The sequence below is a fragment of the Ramlibacter sp. genome (assembly GCF_028291745.1).
GTDB lineage: Bacteria > Pseudomonadota > Gammaproteobacteria > Burkholderiales > Burkholderiaceae_C > Ramlibacter.
In genome coordinates this window covers 23,651-41,763 of the sequence record NZ_JAQGNQ010000106.1, presented here as the reverse complement: position 1 = coordinate 41,763, position 18,113 = coordinate 23,651, and the positions used below count along the sequence as shown (strand labels likewise).

The window sequence follows — 18,113 nt, the reverse complement described above, 5'->3', positions numbered from 1 at the left end:
GGATGGCGGCGCGCCGCCGCAGCCCCGCGTTGCGGCAGGACTCTTTGGGACCCGGCCCCGGAGAAGTACGTCTTTTCGGGTAAAATCAGGGGTTGCAGCGGGGTTGTCCCCGTCCCAGGTAGCAACGACCAATACTGTCACACCGAGTACACAACCCATGGCGATCGTTGTCAACAAACCCATCCCAGAATTCGAAGCGAACGCCACCGGCGGCATCAAGGTCACCAACACCTCGCACAACGGCGCGGTGCTGGTCCTGTACTTCTATCCGAAGGACAACACGCCCGGCTGCACCACCGAAGCCATGCAGTTTCGCGACAAGTACAAGGATTTCGTCAAGGCCGGCGCGCAGGTGTTCGGTGTGTCGCGCGACAACATGAAGTCCCATGACGAATTCAAGACGAAGCTCGAGCTGCCGTTCGAGCTGATCGCCGACACCGAAGAAAAGATGTGCCACATGTTCGGCGTGGTGAAGAACAAGATCATGTACGGCAAGAAGGTCAAGGGCATCGAGCGCAGCACCTTCCTGGTGGGCGCCGACGGCATCCTCAAGCAGGAATGGCGCGGCCTGAAGGTCCCGGGCCACGTCGACGACGTGCTCAAGGCCGTCAAGCTGCTCAAGAAGGCCGCCTAGGCCAGCGCAGCCGGGCTTGAGGTAACACAACAACAGCGCTGCGTCTGACATTGCCGGCCAGTTGGGCATGTGCATAATGAATCCATGTCGTTGACCCCGACGCAGTGCGTCATCACCGCCAGATCTCAAGAAGCCGCCCGGCCTGCCTGGCGGCTTTTTTGTTTTGCGACTATCTCATCCGGAGTCCCCACCCCCCATGCCCTTGCCCCCCGCCCCCACCAAGCGCGCCGCCCTGCTCCCGCCGGAAGCCTTTGACGCCCCGGCCCGGTCCTCGCACAAGGCGGCGCGAAAAACGGAGGCCACCCCCGCTGAAGCGGTGCTGATCGAACACCCGCAGGCGCAGGACGATTTCGAGGAACGCGCGGGCGGCGGCGACGTGATGGCCGGCGCCTACGACGCCGACATCGAGACCTACCTGGACGAGCCGCAACCGGCCAGGAAGAAGAAGGACGTAACCGTCCCGGTGCCGGTTCCCAAGAAGAAGAAGGCAAACGGCCCCTCCAAGATGTTCGTGCTGGACACCAATGTCCTGATGCACGACCCGATGAGCCTGTTCCGCTTCGACGAGCACGACATCTTCCTGCCCATGGTGGTGCTGGAGGAACTCGACGGCCACAAGAAGGGGACGACCGAAGTCGCCCGCAATGCGCGCCAGGCGAGCCGCTCGCTCGACCAGCTGGCGGGCGGCACGGGTGCGGATATCACCAGCGGGCTGCGGCTGGACGCCACCGGCCACAAGGAAGCCGGCGGCTGTCTGTTCTTCCAGACCATGCCGCTGTCGCCCTCGGGGCTGCCGATGGGGCTGCCGCCCGGCAAGGCCGACAACCAGATCCTGAGCGTGGTGCAGGCCCTGCAGGAAAAGCATGCGCCGCGGCAGGTGGTGCTGGTGTCCAAGGACATCAACATGCGCGTCAAGGCGCGCGCGCTGGGCCTGGTCACCGAGGACTACAAGAACGACAAGACGCTGGACGACCTGGACCTGATGTATTCGGGTTCGCTGGCCCTGCCCCCGGACTTCTGGACGCGGCACGGCAAGACGGTGGAGAGCTGGCAGTCGGGGCAGCACACCTTCTACCGGGTCAGCGGGCCGGTGGTGCCCAGCCTGTTCATCAACCAGTTCGTGTACTTCGAGGCGCCGGGCGAGCCCAGCCTGTATGCCCGCGTCATCGAGATCCGCGGCAAGACGGCGGTGCTGAAGACGCTCAAGGACTACGGCCACCTGAAGAACTGCATCTGGGGCGTGACCACGCGCAACCGCGAGCAGAACTTTGCGATGAACCTGCTGATGGATCCGGAGGTGGACTTCGTCACCCTCACCGGCACGGCCGGCACCGGCAAGACGCTGATGGCACTGGCTGCCGGGCTTACGCAGGTGCTGGACGATCGCCGCTACACCGAGATCATCATGACCCGCGCAACGGTGAGCATGGGCGAGGATATCGGTTTCCTGCCGGGCACCGAGGAAGAGAAGATGGGCCCGTGGATGGGGGCGCTGGACGATAACCTCGAGGTGCTCGGCAAGACCGACAACGCCGCTGGCGAATGGGGGCGCGCAGCCACCAACGAGTTGATCCGCAGCAAGATCAAGATCAAGAGCATGAACTTCATGCGCGGCCGCACCTTCCTGCAGAAGTACGTGATCATCGACGAGGCGCAGAACCTCACGCCCAAGCAGATGAAGTCGCTGATCACGCGCGCGGGCCCGGGCAGCAAGATCATCTGCATGGGCAACCTGGCGCAGATCGATACGCCTTACCTCACCGAGGGCTCGTCGGGCCTGACCTTCGCGGTCGACAAGTTCAAGGGCTGGCCGCACAGCGGGCACATCACGCTGGCGCGGGGCGAGCGTTCGCGGCTGGCGGACTTTGCCAGCGAAGTGCTTTGATCCGGGCCTCTGGTCCCCAACTGAAAGCGGCGCCTGGGCGCCGCTTTTTTCTTGCGGATGTCATTGCGGGCTTGACCCGCAATCCACAACGGCGCTGGCACAACCGCAGAGTGGATCCCGGGTCAAGCCCGGGATGATATCCCTGTGCCCCGGGATGACATGCCTGTGGAATGCGCGGAATCAGTGCCTTGCGCGCACCTGCCCCTGCGCACACGGCGGGCAATTGCTGATCCCCTTGCCCAGCGGTGTGAAGCGCAGCACCTTCGACAGCCCTGCGCGACCGCTCGCCGCGCGCGCGACCAGCGAGGTCGCACCGAAGGCGCCGGCGGTGCGCACGATCCAGTTCGGGTGCTTGCGGGTGAATTGCCACAGGGCGACGCCCAAGGCCAGCACCACCCAGTGCTCGCCCGGAAAGCCTTCGCGTGCTTCGTCGGCGGCCTTGACCTTTTCCAGCGGGGAGGGTTCGTCGAGTTCCGGCGGGATCTGGTCCGCCACCATGGGGACTTGCGCCTCGGCGAGGGTGGGCATCAGGTTCATGTCTTCCATGGTCTCGTCTCCGGATGGTTGGAACGAGGATCGCGCCGCCCCCCATGGCGGCGCGTAGGAAAGCGGCGTCAAAGCGGCACGTTAAAAATCGTCGCTGTTGTAGCCGGTCGCCAGGTTCTCGAACTTGGTGAGTTGCTTGACGAAGGCCAGCTTGCAGGTGCCGGTGGGGCCGTTGCGCTGCTTGCTGATGATGATCTCCGAGACGCCGGGCTCCTTGGAGTCCTTGTTGTAGTAGTCGTCGCGGTAGATGAACATGATGACGTCGGCGTCCTGCTCGATGGCGCCCGACTCGCGCAGGTCGGACATCATGGGTCGCTTGTCGGTGCGCTGCTCCACGCCGCGCGAGAGCTGCGACAGCGCGATCAACGGGCAACCGAGCTCCTTGGCCAGCATCTTCAGGCCGCGCGAGATTTCGCCCACGGCGGTGGCGCGGTTCTCGTCGCTCATGCTGGTCGACGTGCTCATGAGCTGCAGGTAGTCGACCACGATCAGGCCCAGCTTGCCGCCGCACTGGCGCGCCAGGCGCCGCGCATTGGCCCGCAGTTCGCTGACGGTGAGGCCCGGGGTCTCGTCGATGTGCAGCTGGATGTTGCGCAGCTTCTCGATGGCCTCGGTCAGACGCGGCCACTCGTCATCGGTGAGCTTGCCGGTGCGCAGGTGCCCCTGGTCGATGCGGCCGATGGAGCCGACGATCCGCACCGCCAGCTGCGACGCGCCCATTTCCATCGAGAACACCGCCACCGGCAGGCCCTCGTTCAGCGCCACGTGCTCGGCGATGTTGATGGCCAGCGAGGTCTTGCCCATCGACGGGCGCGCTGCCAGGATGATCAGGTCGCCGGCCTGCATCCCGGAGGTCATGCGGTCGAAGTCGTAGAAGCCGGTGGGCACGCCCGTGATGTCGTTCGGGTTGTCCGCCATCTCCTGGACGCGGTCCATCAGCTGGACGACCAGGCTCTTCATGTCCTGGAAGCCCTGCTTGTTGCGGGATCCCTCTTCGCCGATGTTGAAGATCTTCTGCTCGGCCTCGTCCAGGATCTTCTCGACCGCCTTGCCCTGCGTGTTGAAGGCCTGCGTGGCGATCTCGTCGCTGGCGGAGATCAGCTTGCGCAGGATGGCCCGCTCGCGCACGATCTCCGCGTAGCGGCGGATGTTGGCGGCGCTGGGCACGTACTGCGCCAGCGAATTCAGGTAGGGCAGCCCGCCCATCTCTGCGGCCTTGCCCTGCGACTGCAGGACCTCGAAGACCGTGATCACGTCGGCCGGCTTGCTGCCGTTGATGAGCGTGCCGATCGCGCCGTAGATCAGCTTGTGCTCGTAGCGGTAGAAGTCGCCATCGGTCAGCAGGTCGGCGACGCGATCCCAGGCGTTGTTGTCCAGCAGCAGGCCGCCCAGCACGCTGGACTCCGCCTCGATCGAATGCGGCGGAACGCGCAGCTGCGCCACTTGCCGATCACGGGGGAAGTCGCCGTCGACGGCGCTCAGGACTGCGGACATGAATCAAACTCTCCTCAAGCCCTCGATTGTCCCGCGCGGGCTGTAAGCATGTCCAGTAACAACACTGGGGGTTCTCTGTGGACAAGCCGCCGGAAGTTGTGGGGAACGCAATTCGGACAGCCGGACGCAGAACTCGCGGAAGTTCCGCAGAGGACGCAAAAGAACATCCTTTTGAATGTCTTCTTCTGCGTCTTCTGCGGAACTTTTGCGTCTTCTGCGGAACTTTTGCGTCTTCTGCGTCCGGCTGTCCGCATTGAAAAAGCCGCCCGAAGGCGGCTTTCGAGGCAGCACGAAAAGAGGCTTACGCCGTCTCGCCGTACACCGTCACCTTGACGTCGACCACCACGTCCGTGTGCAGTGCCACGGACACGGTGCTGTCGCCGACGGTCTTGATCGGGCCGTTGGGCATGCGCACCTGCGCCTTCACGATCGCGAAGCCCATCTTGGTCAGTTCTTCGGCGATGTCGCCGTTGGTGACCGAGCCGAACAGGCGGCCGTCGACGCCGGCCTTCTGGGTCAGCTTGACGGTCTGGCCGGCGAGCTTCTCGCCCTGGCCTTGCGCGCCCGTCAGCTTGCTGGCGGCCTGCTTTTCCAGTTCGACGCGCTTGGCTTCGAATTCGGCCTTGTTGGCGTCGGTGGCGCGGCGGGCATGGCCCTTCGGGATCAGGAAGTTGCGGGCGTAGCCGTCACGCACCTTCACGATCTCACCCAGGTTGCCCAGGTTGATGACTTTCTCGAGCAGGATGACTTGCATGGCTACTTCCTCAGATGCGGTGCTGGTCGGAGTACGGAATCATCGCGAGGAAGCGGGCACGCTTGATGGCGGTGTTCAGCTGGCGCTGGTAGATCGCGCGGGTGCCGGTCAGGCGGGCCGGGATGATCTTGCCGTTCTCGGAGATGAAATCGCGCAGGGTGTCGACGTCCTTGTAGTCGATCTCTTCGACGCCGGCGACCGTGAAGCGGCAGAAACGCTTGCGCTTGAACAGCAGCGACTGGGTGTTGCGCTTCGGACGCTTGTCCTTGTTGAACTTCTTGAACGTGGCCATGTGGGACCTTTCGGAAATGTTGGGGACAGAGCTGAAGGTCTGTCCCGCAAAATCAATGAACTAACTGTCTTGCTGAAATGACTGGACGTGCAGGACCGGGTGCTTGCCGTGGCGGAACGCCGCGAGAAAGCCCGTGAACCGCAGACTGCTGCCGATCGCCTGCCGGGCAAGCGTTTCGGCATCGGTCCCGAAGGCGACCGCGCGAATCTCCACCTTGATCTGCCTGCGCTGCCCTGCTTCCAGGGCTTCCGACTCGTGTTCGAGCGTCAGGTCGAGGGCGGGTATTCCCGCCGGGGTGTAGCGCAGGGGTTTGGCCTGCGCGATGCGCGCGCTCAGGATCGTCTGGTTCACACCCGGCGCATGCCGGCGATCAGGACTGGAACTCGGCCTGCTGCGCCTTGCGGGCTTCCTCGCGCTCCACGGTCTTCATCATGGAGGACGGGCCCGTGTCGGCCTTCTTCTTGACCACGGTCAGGTGGCGCAGCACGGCATCGTTGAAGCGGAACGCGTGTTCCAGTTCGCTCATCACGGCCTGGTCGGCCTCGATGTTGATGCACAGGAAGTGGGCCTTGGCGAGCTTGCTGATCTGGTAGGCCAGCTGGCGGCGGCCCCAGTCCTCGACCCGGTGCACCTTGCCGTTGCCGGCGGTGATCATGCCCTTGTAGCGCTCCAGCATGGCCGGAACCTGCTCGCTCTGATCCGGGTGGATCAGCAAGACGATTTCATAGTGACGCATTGAGACTCCTTGTGGGTCGAAAGCCGCCCCCGGGCGTCTGCGACCAGGAAAGGTCGCCAAATGGGGTGCGGCAAGGGAAGCCCACGATTATACCGTGCGCGACAACAGGCTGCCTGGCGCGGGCCAGGCAGCCTGTTCGGGGACGGTCACTCGGCCAGTTTCTGCCAGGTGGCGATCACGCTGTCGGGGTTGAGCGAGATCGAGGTGATGCCCTGCTCCACCAGCCACACCGCGAAGTCCGGGTGGTCGCTGGGGCCCTGGCCGCAGATGCCCACGTACTTGCCTTGCTTCACGCAGGCCTGGATGGCGCGCGAGAGCATGGCCTTGACGGCCGGATCGCGCTCGTCGAAGTCGGCTGCCAGCAGTTCCAGCCCGGAGTCGCGATCGAGGCCGAGCGTGAGCTGCGTGAGGTCGTTGGAACCGATCGAGAAGCCGTCGAAGTATTCGAGGAACTCGTCGGCCAGGATGGCGTTGCTCGGGATCTCGCACATCATGATGACCTTGAGATCGTTCTGGCCGCGCTTGAGGCCCTGTTCGGCCAGCAGCCCGGTCACGCGCTCGGCCTGCTTGAGCGTGCGCACGAAAGGCACCATCACCTGCACGTTGGTCAGGCCCATCTCGCTGCGCACGCGCACCAGCGCCTCGCACTCCATCACGAAGGCTTCCTTGAAGTCCGCGCTGATGTAGCGCGCCGCGCCCCGGAAGCCCAGCATCGGGTTCTCTTCCTCCGGTTCGTAGCGGCTGCCGCCAATGAGCTTGCGGTACTCGTTGGACTTGAAGTCCGACAGGCGCACGATCACCGGCTTGGGCCAGAAGGCCGCCGCGATGGTCGCCACGCCCTCGGCCACCTTGTCGACGTAGAACGCGCGCGGCGAGGCATGGCCGCGGGCCACCGACTCCACCGCCTTCTTCAGGTCGGCATCGATGTTCGGGTACTCGAGAATCGCCTTCGGGTGCACGCCGATGTTGTTGTTGATGATGAATTCGAGCCGCGCGAGGCCGACGCCTTCATTGGGCAGTTGCGCGAAGTCGAAGGCCAGCTGCGGGTTGCCCACGTTCATCGAGATCTTGGTCTTGATGGGAGGCATGGCGCCCCGCTGCACCTCGGTGACTTCGGTCTCCAGCAGGCCGTCGTAGATGTAGCCCGTGTCGCCCTCGGCACAGCTCACGGTGACCAGCGTGCCGTCCTTCAGGATCTCGGTCGCGTCGCCGCAGCCGACCACCGCCGGGATGCCCAGCTCGCGCGCGATGATCGCCGCGTGGCAGGTGCGTCCGCCGCGGTTGGTGACGATGGCGCTGGCGCGCTTCATCACCGGTTCCCAGTTGGGGTCGGTCATGTCGGTGACCAGCACGTCGCCGGCCTGCACGCGGTCCATTTCGGCGGTGCTGTACACGAGGCGAACCGGGCCCGTTCCAACCTTCTGGCCGATGGCCCGGCCTTCGGCCAGCACGGCGCCCTTGCCCTTCAACTTGTAGCGCAGCTCGGACTTGCCCTCGCTCTGGCTCTTCACCGTCTCGGGCCGCGCCTGCAGGATGTACAGCAGGCCGTCGGTGCCGTCCTTGCCCCACTCGATGTCCATCGGCCGGCCGTAGTGCTGCTCGATGACCAGGGCATAGCGCGCCAGGGCCTGCACCTCGTCGTCGGTGAGCGAATAGCGGTTGCGCTGCTCGAGCGGCACGTCGACGGTCTTGACCAGCTTGGCGCCCTGCTTGCGGTCTTCCTCGCCGGCGAACACCATCTGGATCAGCTTGGAACCGAGGTTGCGCCGGATCACCGCCTTGTGGCCCGCGTTGAGCATCGGCTTGTGCACGTAGAACTCGTCGGGGTTGACGGCGCCCTGCACCACCGTCTCGCCCAGGCCGTAGCTCGAGGTGATGAACACCACGTCCTTGAAGCCCGACTCGGTGTCGATGGTGAACATGACGCCCGCCGCGCCGAGGTCGGAGCGCACCATCCGCTGCACGCCGGCCGAGAGCGCCACGTGCTCGTGCGCAAAGCCCTTGTGCACGCGATAGCTGATGGCACGGTCGTTGTACAGGGAGGCGAACACCTCCTTCATCTTGTGCAGCACCGTCTCGATGCCCACGACGTTGAGGAAGGTCTCCTGCTGGCCGGCGAAGGACGCGTCGGGCAGGTCTTCCGCGGTGGCGGAGGAGCGCACCGCGAAGCTGGCGTTGCGGTTGGCACCGGCCAGCTTCTCGTAGTGGACGCGGATCTCGTGTTCCAGCGCCGGCGGGAAGGGCTGCGCCTCGATCCAGCCGCGGATCTCCGCCCCGGCCGCGGCCAGAGCCCGCACGTCTTCGGTGTCTAGGGTGTCCAGGCGCTGGCGGATCCGCTCGGCCAGGCCGTCGTGCTTGAGGAATTCACGGAAGGCATGGGCCGTGGTGGCGAAGCCCCCAGGAACCCGCACGCCATCGGGCAACTGCGAGATCATTTCGCCGAGGCTGGCGTTCTTGCCGCCGACCACCTCGACGTCGGACATTCTCAGGTTTTCAAACGGAACGACCAGGGAGGTCGCTTCGAAGCGTGCAGACATGGAAAGACTCCGGAAGTTGAAACTGGGTCTGCGCGCATGGCGCTGCACCCCTGCCCCGCCGCTGGGCTTTGCTGTTGTTCGAATGGGCGACGGCGGGTCATGGGCGCGGGAATTCGGATAATGCCGGGATTGTAGGCGGGCTGTCCCCGCTGCCGACCCTGCCGCGCGCACCAGGAAAGTTTCATGGCGACCCTGCACACACGTACCGTGTTCTTTGTCTCGGACGGCACCGGCATCACCGCCGAGACCTTCGGCAATGCCATCCTGGCGCAGTTCGAATTCAAGCCGCGCCACGTGCGGCTACCCTTCGTGGACACCGTCGACAAGGCCCACCAGGTGGTGCGGCAGGTGAACCACACGGCCGAACTCGAAGGTCGCCGGCCAGTGGTGTTCACCACGCTCGTCAACGTCGAAGTGCTGCAGGTGATCGAGGAAGGCTGCAAGGCGATGGTGCTGGACATGTTCGGCACCTTCGTGCGGCCGCTGGAAATCGAGCTCGGCATGAAATCGAGCCACCGGGTCGGCCGCTTCTCGGATGTGAGCAAGAGCCAGGCCTACCACGACCGCATCGAAGCCATCAACTTCAGCCTGGCCCACGACGACGGCCAGTCGAACGCCGACCTGGAGCACGCCGACGTGATCCTGATCGGCGTCAGTCGCAGCGGCAAGACGCCGACCTCCCTGTATCTCGCGATGCAGTACGGCCTGAAGGCGGCCAACTATCCGCTGATCCCGGAAGACTTCGATCGGCGCCAACTGCCACCGGCCCTGCGCGCCTACCGCAAGAAGATCTTCGGCCTGACCATCCAGCCCGAACGCCTGAGCGAGATCCGCAACGAGCGGCGGCCCAACTCGCGCTATGCGTCGCTGGAGAGCTGCCGGCACGAGGTGGCGGAGGCCGAGGCGATGATGCGCCGCGAGGGAATCCGGTGGCTTTCGACGACCACCAAGTCGATCGAGGAAATCGCCACGACCATCCTGCAGGAGGTCCGGCCCGAACGGCTGGAGTACTAGCAGCCCGGGCTCCCAGGGCTCGTCTTCACGGCGGCCGGCGGGCACAGGGCGCCATAGCCGACAGCTAAGAAGCCGATGGCTGCTTTCAATGGGACAGGCGGGCGGGCGGCCTTATCATTCATAGGCGCGATTCATCAAAGTGCGCTCAGCTATAGAGGAAAACAATGTCCCTGATCAACACCGAAATCCCCGCCTTCTCCGCCACCGCGTATCACAACGGCAAGTTCGTGCCGGTGACCGAGCAGAACTTCAAGGGCAAGTGGTCCGTCGTGGTTTTCTATCCGGCCGACTTCACCTTCGTCTGCCCCACCGAACTGGGCGACCTGGCCGACAACTACGCCCAGTTCCAGAAGCTTGGCGCCGAGGTGTATGGCGTGTCCACCGACACCCACTTCACCCACAAGGCCTGGCACGACACCTCCGACACGATCAAGAAGGTCACCTACCCGCTCGTGGGCGATCCGAGCCACCAGCTGGCGCGCTTCTTCCAGGTGTTGATCACCGAGGGGGACGACACCGGCCTCGCGCTGCGCGGCACCTTCATCATCGATCCGGAAGGCCGCATCAAGACCATCGAGGTCCACGACAACGGCATCGGCCGCGACGCCAGCGAAACGGTGCGCCGCCTGAAGGCTGCCCAGTACGTCGCCAGCCACCCGGGCGAAGTGTGCCCCGCCAAGTGGGAAGAAGGCGCCGAGACGCTGAAGCCGTCGCTGGACCTGGTCGGGAAAATCTAAAGCCCGCCATGGCGACTGCCGGCCGCTGCCGGCAAGGCCTGCCACAAGGCCCGGGCGCGTATTGCCCCGGGCCTTTGTTTTTCCAGAATTCGAATCGGAAGGAAGCCCCATGCTCGACGCCAACATGAAAGCCCAGCTTGCCGCCTACCTGGAGCGCATGACGCAGCCGGTGGAGATCGTCGCCTCGGTCGACGACACCAAGGCTTCGGCGGACATGCAGGCGCTGCTGAAGGACATCACGGACAGCTCCCCGCGCGTGACCGTCACGCAGACGCGCGACGGGCCCTACCGCACCCCCTCGTTCCAGATCATCCGCCCCGGCGAGAACCACGGCCCGCGTTTTGCCGGCCTGCCCATGGGCCATGAGTTCACCTCGCTGGTACTCGCCCTGCTGCAGGTGGGCGGCTATCCGCCCAAGGTGGAACAGTCGCTGCTGGAGCAGATCCGCGGACTCGATGGCGACTTCGAATTCGAGGTGTACGTTTCGCTCACCTGCCACAACTGCCCGGACGTGGTGCAGGCCGTCAACCTGATGGCGGTGCAGAACCCGCGCATCAAGGCGACGATGATCGAAGGCGGCTTGTTCAAGGAAGAAATCGAGGAGCGCCAGATCATGGGGGTGCCGACGGTCTTCCTGAATGGCACCTTCTTCGGCTCGGGCCGCATGAGCCTGGAGGAGATCGTCTCCAAGATCGACACGGCGGCCGTGGATCGCGAGGCGAAGAAGATCTCCGCGAAGGAGCCGTTCGATGTGCTGATCGTCGGCGGCGGTCCGGCGGGCGCAGCAGCTGCGGTGTACGCGGCGCGCAAGGGCATCCGCACCGGCGTGGCGAGCGAGCGCTTCGGCGGCCAGGTGCTGGACACGCTGGGCATCGAGAACTTCGTGTCGATCAAGGAGACCGAGGGACCCAAGTTCGCGCTGGCACTGGAAGAACACGTGCGCCACTACGACGTGGACATCATGAACCTGCAGCGCGCCAAGGCGCTGAAGGGCGGGGACCTGATCGAACTGCAGCTCGAAAGCGGCGCGACGCTGAAGGCCAAGACCGTGGTGCTCACCACCGGCGCGCGCTGGCGCAACATCAACGTGCCGGGCGAGCACGAGCTGAAGAACAAGGGCGTGGCGTATTGCCCCCACTGCGACGGCCCGCTGTACAAGGGCAAGCGTGTTGCGGTGATCGGCGGCGGCAACTCCGGCGTGGAGGCGGCGATCGACCTGGCCGGCATCGTGGCGCACGTGACGCTGATCGAATACGACAGCAAGCTGCGCGCCGACGAAGTGCTGCAGAAGAAGCTGCGTTCGCTCACCAACGTCGCCGTGATCCTCAATGCGCAGACCACCGCCATCACCGGCAGCGACAAGGTGGACGGACTGACCTGGAAGGACCGCGCGAGCGGCGCGGAAAAGCGCGTGGACCTCGAAGGCGTGTTCGTGCAGATCGGCCTGGTGCCCAATACCGAATGGCTCAAGGGCACGATCGAGCTGTCGCGGCACGGCGAGATCGTGGTCGATGCGCGCGGCCAGACCTCGCTGCCCGGTGTGTTCGCGGCCGGCGATTGCACCACGGTGCCCTTCAAGCAGATCATCATCGCCGCGGGCGATGGCGCGAAGGCGGCGCTGGGTGCTTTCGACCACCTGATCCGCCACTGAGAACCTTCTGAACAAAAGGGGCGCCAGCCCCTTTTTCTTGCGCCACAATCCTGCGGCACAAACCGAACGCGAGTACATCATGCAAGGCGATCCGCAAGTCATCCAGCATCTGCAGGCGCAACTGAAGAACGAGCTGACGGCGACCAACCAGTACTTCCTGCACTACCGCATCCTGAAGCACTGGGGCTTCACGAAGCTGGCGAAGAAGGAGTACGAGGAGTCGATCGGCGAGATGAAGCACGCCGACCGCCTGATGGAACGCATCCTGTTCCTCGACGCCTTGCCGAACCTGCAGGACCTCGGCAAGCTGCTGATCGGCGAAGACGTGCCGGAGATCCTGAACTGCGACCTGCAAAGCGAGCGCGGCGCGCAGGCCACCATCAAGGATGGCATCGCGCAGTGCGAGTCCGTGCGCGATTACGCCTCGCGTGAAATCCTGGCGGACATCCTGGTCGACACCGAGGAGCACATCGACTACCTCGAGACCCAGCTGGACCTGCTGAACAAGGTCGGACTGCAGAACTACCTGCAGTCCGCGATGGGCGAGGCTTCCTAACCCCAGCCGAGCGCCACCGCGATGCGGTAGGTCGCGAACGATGACAGATAGGCCAGCGCGAACAGGTAGCCGGCCATCACCAGCACCCAGGTCCAGCCGCCCGTCTCGCGCTTCACCGTGGCCAGCGTGGCCATGCACTGCGGCGCGAACACGTACCAGGCGAGCAGCGACAAGGCCGTGGCCAGGCTCCACGCGTGCGCGATGATGGGCGCGAGGGCCTGCGCCGTCCCGTCGCCCGTCGCCGACAAGGCATAGACCGTTCCGAGCGCGCTCACCGCCACCTCGCGCGCGGCCAGCCCCGGCACCAGCGCAATGCTGATCTGCCAGTTGAAACCGATCGGCGCCAGCAACAGCGACAAGCCATGTCCCAGCATGCCGGCGACGCTGTACTCGATCGCGGGCCGGGTGGCCCCCGGGGGCGGCGCCGGGAAGCTGGCCAGGAACCACAGGGCGACCGTCAGCGCCAGGATGATCGTGCCCACGCGCCGCAGGAAAATCTCGGCCCGTTGCCACAGGCCGAGCGCCACGCTGCGCAGGTGCGGCCAGTGGTAGGTGGGCAGTTCCATCATCAGCGGCCGCACGATGCCGCGTGCCGTCGTGCGCTTGAGGATCCAGGCCACCAACAGCGATCCGACGATGCCCGCCACATAAAGCGAGAACAGCACGAGCCCTTGCAGTTCGAAGCCGGCACCAATCCTGCGGTGCGGAATGAAGGCGCCGATCAGCAGCGCATACACCGGCAGGCGCGCGGAGCAGGTCATCATCGGCGCGATCATGATCGTCACCAAGCGATCGCGCGGATTGGCGATGGTGCGCGTAGCCATGATGCCGGGGATGGCGCAGGCAAAGCTGGAAAGCAGCGGGATGAACGATCGCCCCGAGAGGCCGACGCCGCCCATGATGCGATCGAGCAGGAAGGCCGCGCGTGGCAGGTAGCCAGACTCCTCCAGGACCAGGATGAAGAAGAACAGGATCAGCACCTGCGGCAGGAACACGATCACCCCACCGGCACCGGCGATCAGTCCGTCGGTGATGAAGCTGCGCAGGTAACCCGGCGGCAGCCAGTTGCCCACCTGTCCCGCGAGCCACGTGGTGGCGCCTTCGATCAAGGCCTTCGGCGCCTCGGCCCAGTCGAACACCGCCTGGAAGATGAGGAACAGCAGCACCGCCAGCAGGATCGGTCCGAGCACCGGATGCAGCACCACGCGATCGATGCGGTCGCTGAGCAAATGCGGGGCGACGTCGTCGAGGCCGAGGCGTTCGAGGATGCTGCGGACGCGATCGTGGTCGGGGATCTCGTCGCCGGACAGCGTGGGCACCGGCATCAGCGTGGTGGTCGGCTGCCAGATTTCAGGGCGCTCCAGCAATTCGCGCAGGGCCGCGTCGCCGTCGCCCTGCACGGCCACCGTGCTCACCACCGGCACGCCGAGTTCGGAGGCGAGCGCATCCGGATCCAGTTCGATGCCGCGGCTGGCCGCGAGGTCCGCCATGTTCAGGGCGACGACGCAGGGCAGGCCCATGCGCCGCACGCCCAGCACCAGGCGCAGGCTGCGTCGCAGGTTGGTGGCATCGACGACGCAGACCACGAGGTCGGGGCGCTTCTCGCCGATGGCGGTGCCGAGCAGCACGTCGCAGGTGATGCGTTCGTCGGGGGAGCGTGGATGCAGGCTGTAGGTGCCGGGCAGGTCCAGCACGCGCACCGTCTTGCCGGACGAAAGACGCAGCCGGCCTTCCTTGCGCTCGATGGTGACGCCGGCGTAGTTGGCAACCTTCTGGTTGCTGCCGGTCAGCCGGTTGAAAAGCGCCGTCTTGCCGGCGTTGGGATTGCCCACCAGGGCCGCCAGGCGACCTGACGGGTGCAGGTGGACGACGGCTTCCTTCATGCGCTGCGGGCCAGCCCCTCGACCTGCACGCAAGCGGCTTCGGCACCGCGCAGTGCGAAGGTGGATTGCCCGATGCGCACCACCAGCGGGTCGCCGCCGGGAATGCCGCGCGTCATGATCATCACCCGCTCGCCCGGGCAGAAGCCGATCTCTTCGAGCTGGCGCGCTCGTTCGGGTGCGTGCGGGTCGGCGAGCACCTGGCGCACGGTATAGACCTGTCCCTTGGCGGCTTCATGCAGCGTCTGCGCGCGGCCCGGATTGCCGGCATTCGGCGCAATCGAGATCGCTGGGCTGGACAAGGTCTGGGTGGTCATGAGCGTGGGTCCCCCGGTGGCAAGAGCCTCATTCTAACAAGAATGCCAGCGATTCGCATTTAGATTGAATCGGACTCTTCCGTACTCAGGGCAGGATGGTGCCGGCAAAGGCCGAGCAGGCGCAAGAGCGGGTGACCCGGGTATGACAAGGTCATTGCAAATACGACGGATTCGCATTTATACTCGCCACCAGTTCAACGCACTGCTATCCGCCAAGCCATGATCGTCTGTGTCTGCCGCCGCGTCTCCGACCGTGAAATCGCCCGCCATGCCCGCGCCGGCATGAGCTTCGACGAGGTCCAGATGGAGCTGGGCGTGGCCACCCAATGCGGTCAGTGCGAAGGCTGCGCCCGCGAAGTGCATGCGCAGTGCTGTGGCAGCCACCCTGTGGCAGCCCTGCATCACGAAGGCATGCCCGTGCGGCTCGCCCCCGCGATCACGGAGAACCGCGCATGGCCGGACTCGCGCTCGGCGGCGGCCTGATCCTTGCCCTGCTTGCTGCCTGGTGGGCCTGCAAGGTTCACTAGCGGCCTCACCGGCCCGACAATGTCCGCTTCGCTGACTGTCCGCGATTCGATGTCGCCCTCCCCGCGCAATGCGCTGATCGCCGCGGGCGTCGTGCTGCTGCACCTCGCCGCCCTCTGGGCCCTGCAAAGCGGGCTGCTGCAGCGCGTGGTCGAGGTGGTGGTGCCGGTCGAGGTGCTGGGCGCCATCACCACGCCGCCGCCACCGGTGCCAGCGCCGCCGGCCCCGCCGCCGCCCAAGCCCGTCGAGCGACCGATTGCCCGCCCGGTCGAGCGCAACCCGCTGCCGGCGCCGGCGCCGGCGCCCGCCCCACGCCCGGTAGCACGCCCCGATCCCGCGCCTGCCGCCCCAAGCGCGCCAACAGCGGTGAGCGAGCCGCAGCCGGCGCCGCCTCCCATCAGCGCACCGGTGGCCGCGACGCCCATGCCTGCTCCCGCGCCCGCTCCGACTCCCGCGCCCAAGGTAGAGCAGCCGATCACCAACGCCGATTACCTGCAGAACCCGCCTCCGGACTACCCGCGCGCGAGCCAGCGCCTGCACGAGGAAGGCACCACTGTGGTCCGCGTCCTGATCGGGCCCGACGGCCGGGCGCAGGAAGTGCACACCGCGCGTTCCAGCGGCTTCGTTCGCCTCGACAAGGCGGCCGAGCAGACGGCGCTCGCCTGGCGCTACGTGCCGGGCAAGCGCGGCGGCGTGCCCGAGGCCATGTGGGTGGACGTGCCGATCAAGTGGGCACTCAAGAAAGAAGAAACGACGCCATGAACAACAATGATTTCGGACTTTCCCATCTGTGGGCCCAGGGCGACATCGTCACCCGTGCCGTCGCCATCCTGCTGCTGGTGATGTCGCTCGCTTCCTGGATGGTGATCATCATCAAGGCCCTGGACCTGCGCCGATATGCCTCGCAGGCGCGGCGCATCGAGAGTTTCTGGCATGCCGCCGACTTCGCCGACGGCCTCGGCAAGCTGAGCACCGACCCGGCCAATCCCTTTCGCACGCTGGCCCTGGAAGGGCGGGAAGCGGCAGCGCACCGCAACGCGCAGCCGCAGTTGCACGATTCGCTGGGCGCCAGCGAATGGCTCACGCGGGCCCTGCGCAACTCGATCGACGATTCCACCGCCCGCATGCAGGCGGGGCTGGCCGTGCTGGCCTCGGTCGGATCGACCGCGCCCTTCGTGGGTCTGTTCGGAACGGTGTGGGGCATCTATCACGCCCTGCTCTCCATCAGCGCCGCCGGCCAGGCGACCATCGACAAGGTGGCCGGCCCGATCGGCGAAGCGCTCGTCATGACGGCCCTCGGCCTGGCCGTGGCCATCCCCGCCGTACTGGGTTACAACGCGCTGGTGCGCGGCAACAAGAGCGTGTTGAACCGCCTCAACCGCTTTGCCCATGACCTGCATGCCTACTTCCTCACTGGCGCGCGCGTATCGAGCGGCACCGACCCCAAGGTGGTGCCGATGAAGAAGGGCTCCTGAAATGGCCTTCGGCACCCAGGACGACACCGACGAGGTGATGAACGAAATCAACATGACGCCCCTGGTGGACGTCATGCTGGTGCTGCTGATCGTGTTCATCATCACGGTGCCCGTGATGCAGAACGCGGTGAAGGTCGACCTGCCGCGCGCCACCAGCACCCCGCAGGACGCCAAGCCCGAGACGATCCGCCTCTCGGTCGATGCGCAGGGCCAGTATTTCTGGAATGAGCAGCCGATCGCGGACGCCGAGCTGGTGCCGCGCCTGCAGCAGGCCGCGCTGCGCAACCCGCAGCCCGAACTGCATTTGCGCGGCGACCGGAACGCGCGCTACGAACGGGTGGCGCAGGCGCTGGCGGCGGCGCAGCGCAGCGGCGTGCGCAAGATCGGCTTCGTCACCGAGCCGAACACGCCATGAGCGCCCGCGCCAACGACGCCCCCGCGCCTGGCGCCCCGCGCCTGCAGCAAGGCGCGCAGACGCAGGACAGCGCTGCGCCGCCGCTGGCCAGCGAGGCGCTGCTGCGCGGCCGCCGGCAGGTGGAGATCGCGCACAACGGCGAGGTTTACCGCCTGCAGGCCACGCGCCTGGGCAAGCTGATCCTCACGAAGTGACGCGCAGGGTCACCCCCGCGGCACGCCGCAAGCCAGGCGGTTTACAGTGCCAGCGCCGCGATGCCGGCGCGGGCGATCTGCACGTCCTCGGTCGATTTCACGCCGCTCACGCCCACGGCGCCGATGCACTGGCCGTCCTTCAGAATAGGCACGCCGCCTTCCAGCAGGCCGTGGACGCCGGGCACGCTCAGGAACGAGACGCGGCCAGCATTGATCATCTCCTCGTACACGCGGCTTTCGCGCCGGCCCATGGCGGCGGTGTTGGCCTTGGCCGGCGCGATCTGGGCCGAGATGGGCGCGGCGCCATCGAGGCGCTGCAGCCAGAGCAGGTGGCCACCGTCGTCGACGATGGCGATGCTCACCGCCCATTGGTTGGCCAGGGCTTCCGCTTCGGCGGCGGCGGCAATGGCCTTGACATCGGCAAGTTCGAGGGCAGCTTTGGTCTTCATGGAACGCGTTTCAGGAGAATCT

General features: G+C 65.9%; 21 protein-coding genes. 11 read left to right on the top strand and 10 right to left on the bottom strand.

Annotated features, from left to right (window positions below; genetic code table 11):
- Window positions 1-157: 157 nt before the first annotated feature.
- On the top strand, window positions 158-634 hold the full coding sequence (locus JWP60_RS19945) for a peroxiredoxin (RefSeq protein ID WP_299795239.1): 477 nt from the start codon (window positions 158-160) through the stop codon (window positions 632-634).
- Between the two features lie 196 nt (window positions 635-830).
- Window positions 831-2,519, top strand: coding sequence for a PhoH family protein (locus JWP60_RS19940; RefSeq protein ID WP_299795237.1), 1,689 nt, complete (start codon window positions 831-833; stop codon window positions 2,517-2,519).
- 180 nt (window positions 2,520-2,699) lie between these two features.
- On the opposite strand, the gene JWP60_RS19935 is transcribed toward JWP60_RS19940, so the two are convergent.
- From JWP60_RS19935 to ppsA, 7 genes are all read right to left on the bottom strand, one after another.
- Complete coding sequence (locus JWP60_RS19935; protein ID WP_299795235.1) at window positions 2,700-3,065, bottom strand: hypothetical protein; 366 nt, start codon at window positions 3,063-3,065, stop codon at window positions 2,700-2,702.
- 81 nt (window positions 3,066-3,146) lie between these two features.
- The gene (gene dnaB / locus JWP60_RS19930) at window positions 3,147-4,559 is read right to left on the bottom strand and encodes a replicative DNA helicase (RefSeq protein ID WP_299795233.1); all 1,413 of its coding nucleotides are present in this window, start codon (window positions 4,557-4,559) and stop codon (window positions 3,147-3,149) included.
- A gap of 301 nt (window positions 4,560-4,860) precedes the next feature.
- Entirely contained in the window at window positions 4,861-5,313 is a 453-nt protein-coding gene (rplI, locus tag JWP60_RS19925; RefSeq protein WP_299795231.1) for a 50S ribosomal protein L9, read from the bottom strand.
- Between the two features lie 10 nt (window positions 5,314-5,323).
- On the bottom strand, window positions 5,324-5,605 hold the full coding sequence (gene rpsR / locus JWP60_RS19920; RefSeq protein ID WP_193677739.1) for a 30S ribosomal protein S18: 282 nt from the start codon (window positions 5,603-5,605) through the stop codon (window positions 5,324-5,326).
- Window positions 5,606-5,665: 60 nt separating this feature from the next.
- Window positions 5,666-5,956 (bottom strand): primosomal replication protein N, encoded by a 291-nt coding sequence (gene priB, locus JWP60_RS19915; RefSeq protein ID WP_299795224.1) that lies wholly within the window; start codon window positions 5,954-5,956, stop codon window positions 5,666-5,668.
- Between the two features lie 19 nt (window positions 5,957-5,975).
- Complete coding sequence (gene rpsF, locus JWP60_RS19910; protein ID WP_299795222.1) at window positions 5,976-6,341, bottom strand: 30S ribosomal protein S6; 366 nt, start codon at window positions 6,339-6,341, stop codon at window positions 5,976-5,978.
- Between the two features lie 146 nt (window positions 6,342-6,487).
- On the bottom strand, window positions 6,488-8,878 hold the full coding sequence (gene ppsA, locus JWP60_RS19905) for a phosphoenolpyruvate synthase (RefSeq protein WP_299795220.1): 2,391 nt from the start codon (window positions 8,876-8,878) through the stop codon (window positions 6,488-6,490).
- Between the two features lie 192 nt (window positions 8,879-9,070).
- On the opposite strand from ppsA, the gene JWP60_RS19900 reads away from it, so the two are divergent.
- The 4 genes from JWP60_RS19900 (at window position 9,071) to bfr (ending at window position 12,836) form a co-directional block, all read left to right on the top strand.
- Window positions 9,071-9,892 carry a pyruvate, water dikinase regulatory protein gene (locus tag JWP60_RS19900; RefSeq protein WP_299795247.1) on the top strand — a complete coding sequence of 274 codons (822 nt, stop codon included), beginning with the start codon at window positions 9,071-9,073 and terminating at the stop codon, window positions 9,890-9,892.
- A 164-nt stretch (window positions 9,893-10,056) separates the two neighbouring features.
- Window positions 10,057-10,629 carry an alkyl hydroperoxide reductase subunit C gene (gene ahpC / locus JWP60_RS19895; RefSeq protein ID WP_299795218.1) on the top strand — a complete coding sequence of 191 codons (573 nt, stop codon included), beginning with the start codon at window positions 10,057-10,059 and terminating at the stop codon, window positions 10,627-10,629.
- Window positions 10,630-10,738: 109 nt separating this feature from the next.
- Complete coding sequence (gene ahpF, locus JWP60_RS19890; protein ID WP_299795216.1) at window positions 10,739-12,280, top strand: alkyl hydroperoxide reductase subunit F; 1,542 nt, start codon at window positions 10,739-10,741, stop codon at window positions 12,278-12,280.
- A 79-nt stretch (window positions 12,281-12,359) separates the two neighbouring features.
- Complete coding sequence (gene bfr / locus JWP60_RS19885) at window positions 12,360-12,836, top strand: bacterioferritin (protein WP_299795214.1); 477 nt, start codon at window positions 12,360-12,362, stop codon at window positions 12,834-12,836.
- Here the strand turns inward: bfr and JWP60_RS19880 are convergent.
- Together JWP60_RS19880 and JWP60_RS19875 are read right to left on the bottom strand one after the other, a co-directional pair.
- Window positions 12,833-14,719, bottom strand: coding sequence for a ferrous iron transporter B (locus JWP60_RS19880; RefSeq protein ID WP_299795212.1), 1,887 nt, complete (start codon window positions 14,717-14,719; stop codon window positions 12,833-12,835). The genes bfr and JWP60_RS19880 overlap by 4 nt on opposite strands.
- Complete coding sequence (locus JWP60_RS19875) at window positions 14,716-15,033, bottom strand: FeoA family protein (protein ID WP_299795210.1); 318 nt, start codon at window positions 15,031-15,033, stop codon at window positions 14,716-14,718. The genes JWP60_RS19880 and JWP60_RS19875 overlap by 4 nt, the downstream gene beginning before the upstream one ends.
- Before the next feature lie 219 nt (window positions 15,034-15,252).
- Here JWP60_RS19875 and JWP60_RS19870 point away from each other — a divergent pair, with 219 nt between their 5' ends.
- From JWP60_RS19870 to JWP60_RS19850, 5 genes are all read left to right on the top strand, one after another.
- Complete coding sequence (locus JWP60_RS19870; RefSeq protein WP_299795208.1) at window positions 15,253-15,516, top strand: (2Fe-2S)-binding protein; 264 nt, start codon at window positions 15,253-15,255, stop codon at window positions 15,514-15,516.
- A 93-nt stretch (window positions 15,517-15,609) separates the two neighbouring features.
- Entirely contained in the window at window positions 15,610-16,320 is a 711-nt protein-coding gene (locus tag JWP60_RS19865; RefSeq protein ID WP_299795206.1) for an energy transducer TonB, read from the top strand.
- The gene (locus tag JWP60_RS19860; protein ID WP_299795204.1) at window positions 16,317-17,033 is read left to right on the top strand and encodes a MotA/TolQ/ExbB proton channel family protein; all 717 of its coding nucleotides are present in this window, start codon (window positions 16,317-16,319) and stop codon (window positions 17,031-17,033) included. Before JWP60_RS19865 ends, JWP60_RS19860 begins: the two co-directional genes overlap by 4 nt.
- Before the next feature lies 1 nt (window position 17,034).
- Entirely contained in the window at window positions 17,035-17,448 is a 414-nt protein-coding gene (locus JWP60_RS19855; RefSeq protein WP_299795202.1) for a biopolymer transporter ExbD, read from the top strand.
- Window positions 17,445-17,642, top strand: coding sequence for a hemin uptake protein HemP (locus tag JWP60_RS19850; protein WP_299795200.1), 198 nt, complete (start codon window positions 17,445-17,447; stop codon window positions 17,640-17,642). Before JWP60_RS19855 ends, JWP60_RS19850 begins: the two co-directional genes overlap by 4 nt.
- A gap of 41 nt (window positions 17,643-17,683) precedes the next feature.
- Here JWP60_RS19850 and JWP60_RS19845 read toward each other — a convergent pair whose 3' ends face one another.
- The gene (locus JWP60_RS19845) at window positions 17,684-18,091 is read right to left on the bottom strand and encodes a heme-binding protein (RefSeq protein WP_299795199.1); all 408 of its coding nucleotides are present in this window, start codon (window positions 18,089-18,091) and stop codon (window positions 17,684-17,686) included.
- Window positions 18,092-18,113 lie beyond the last annotated feature (22 nt).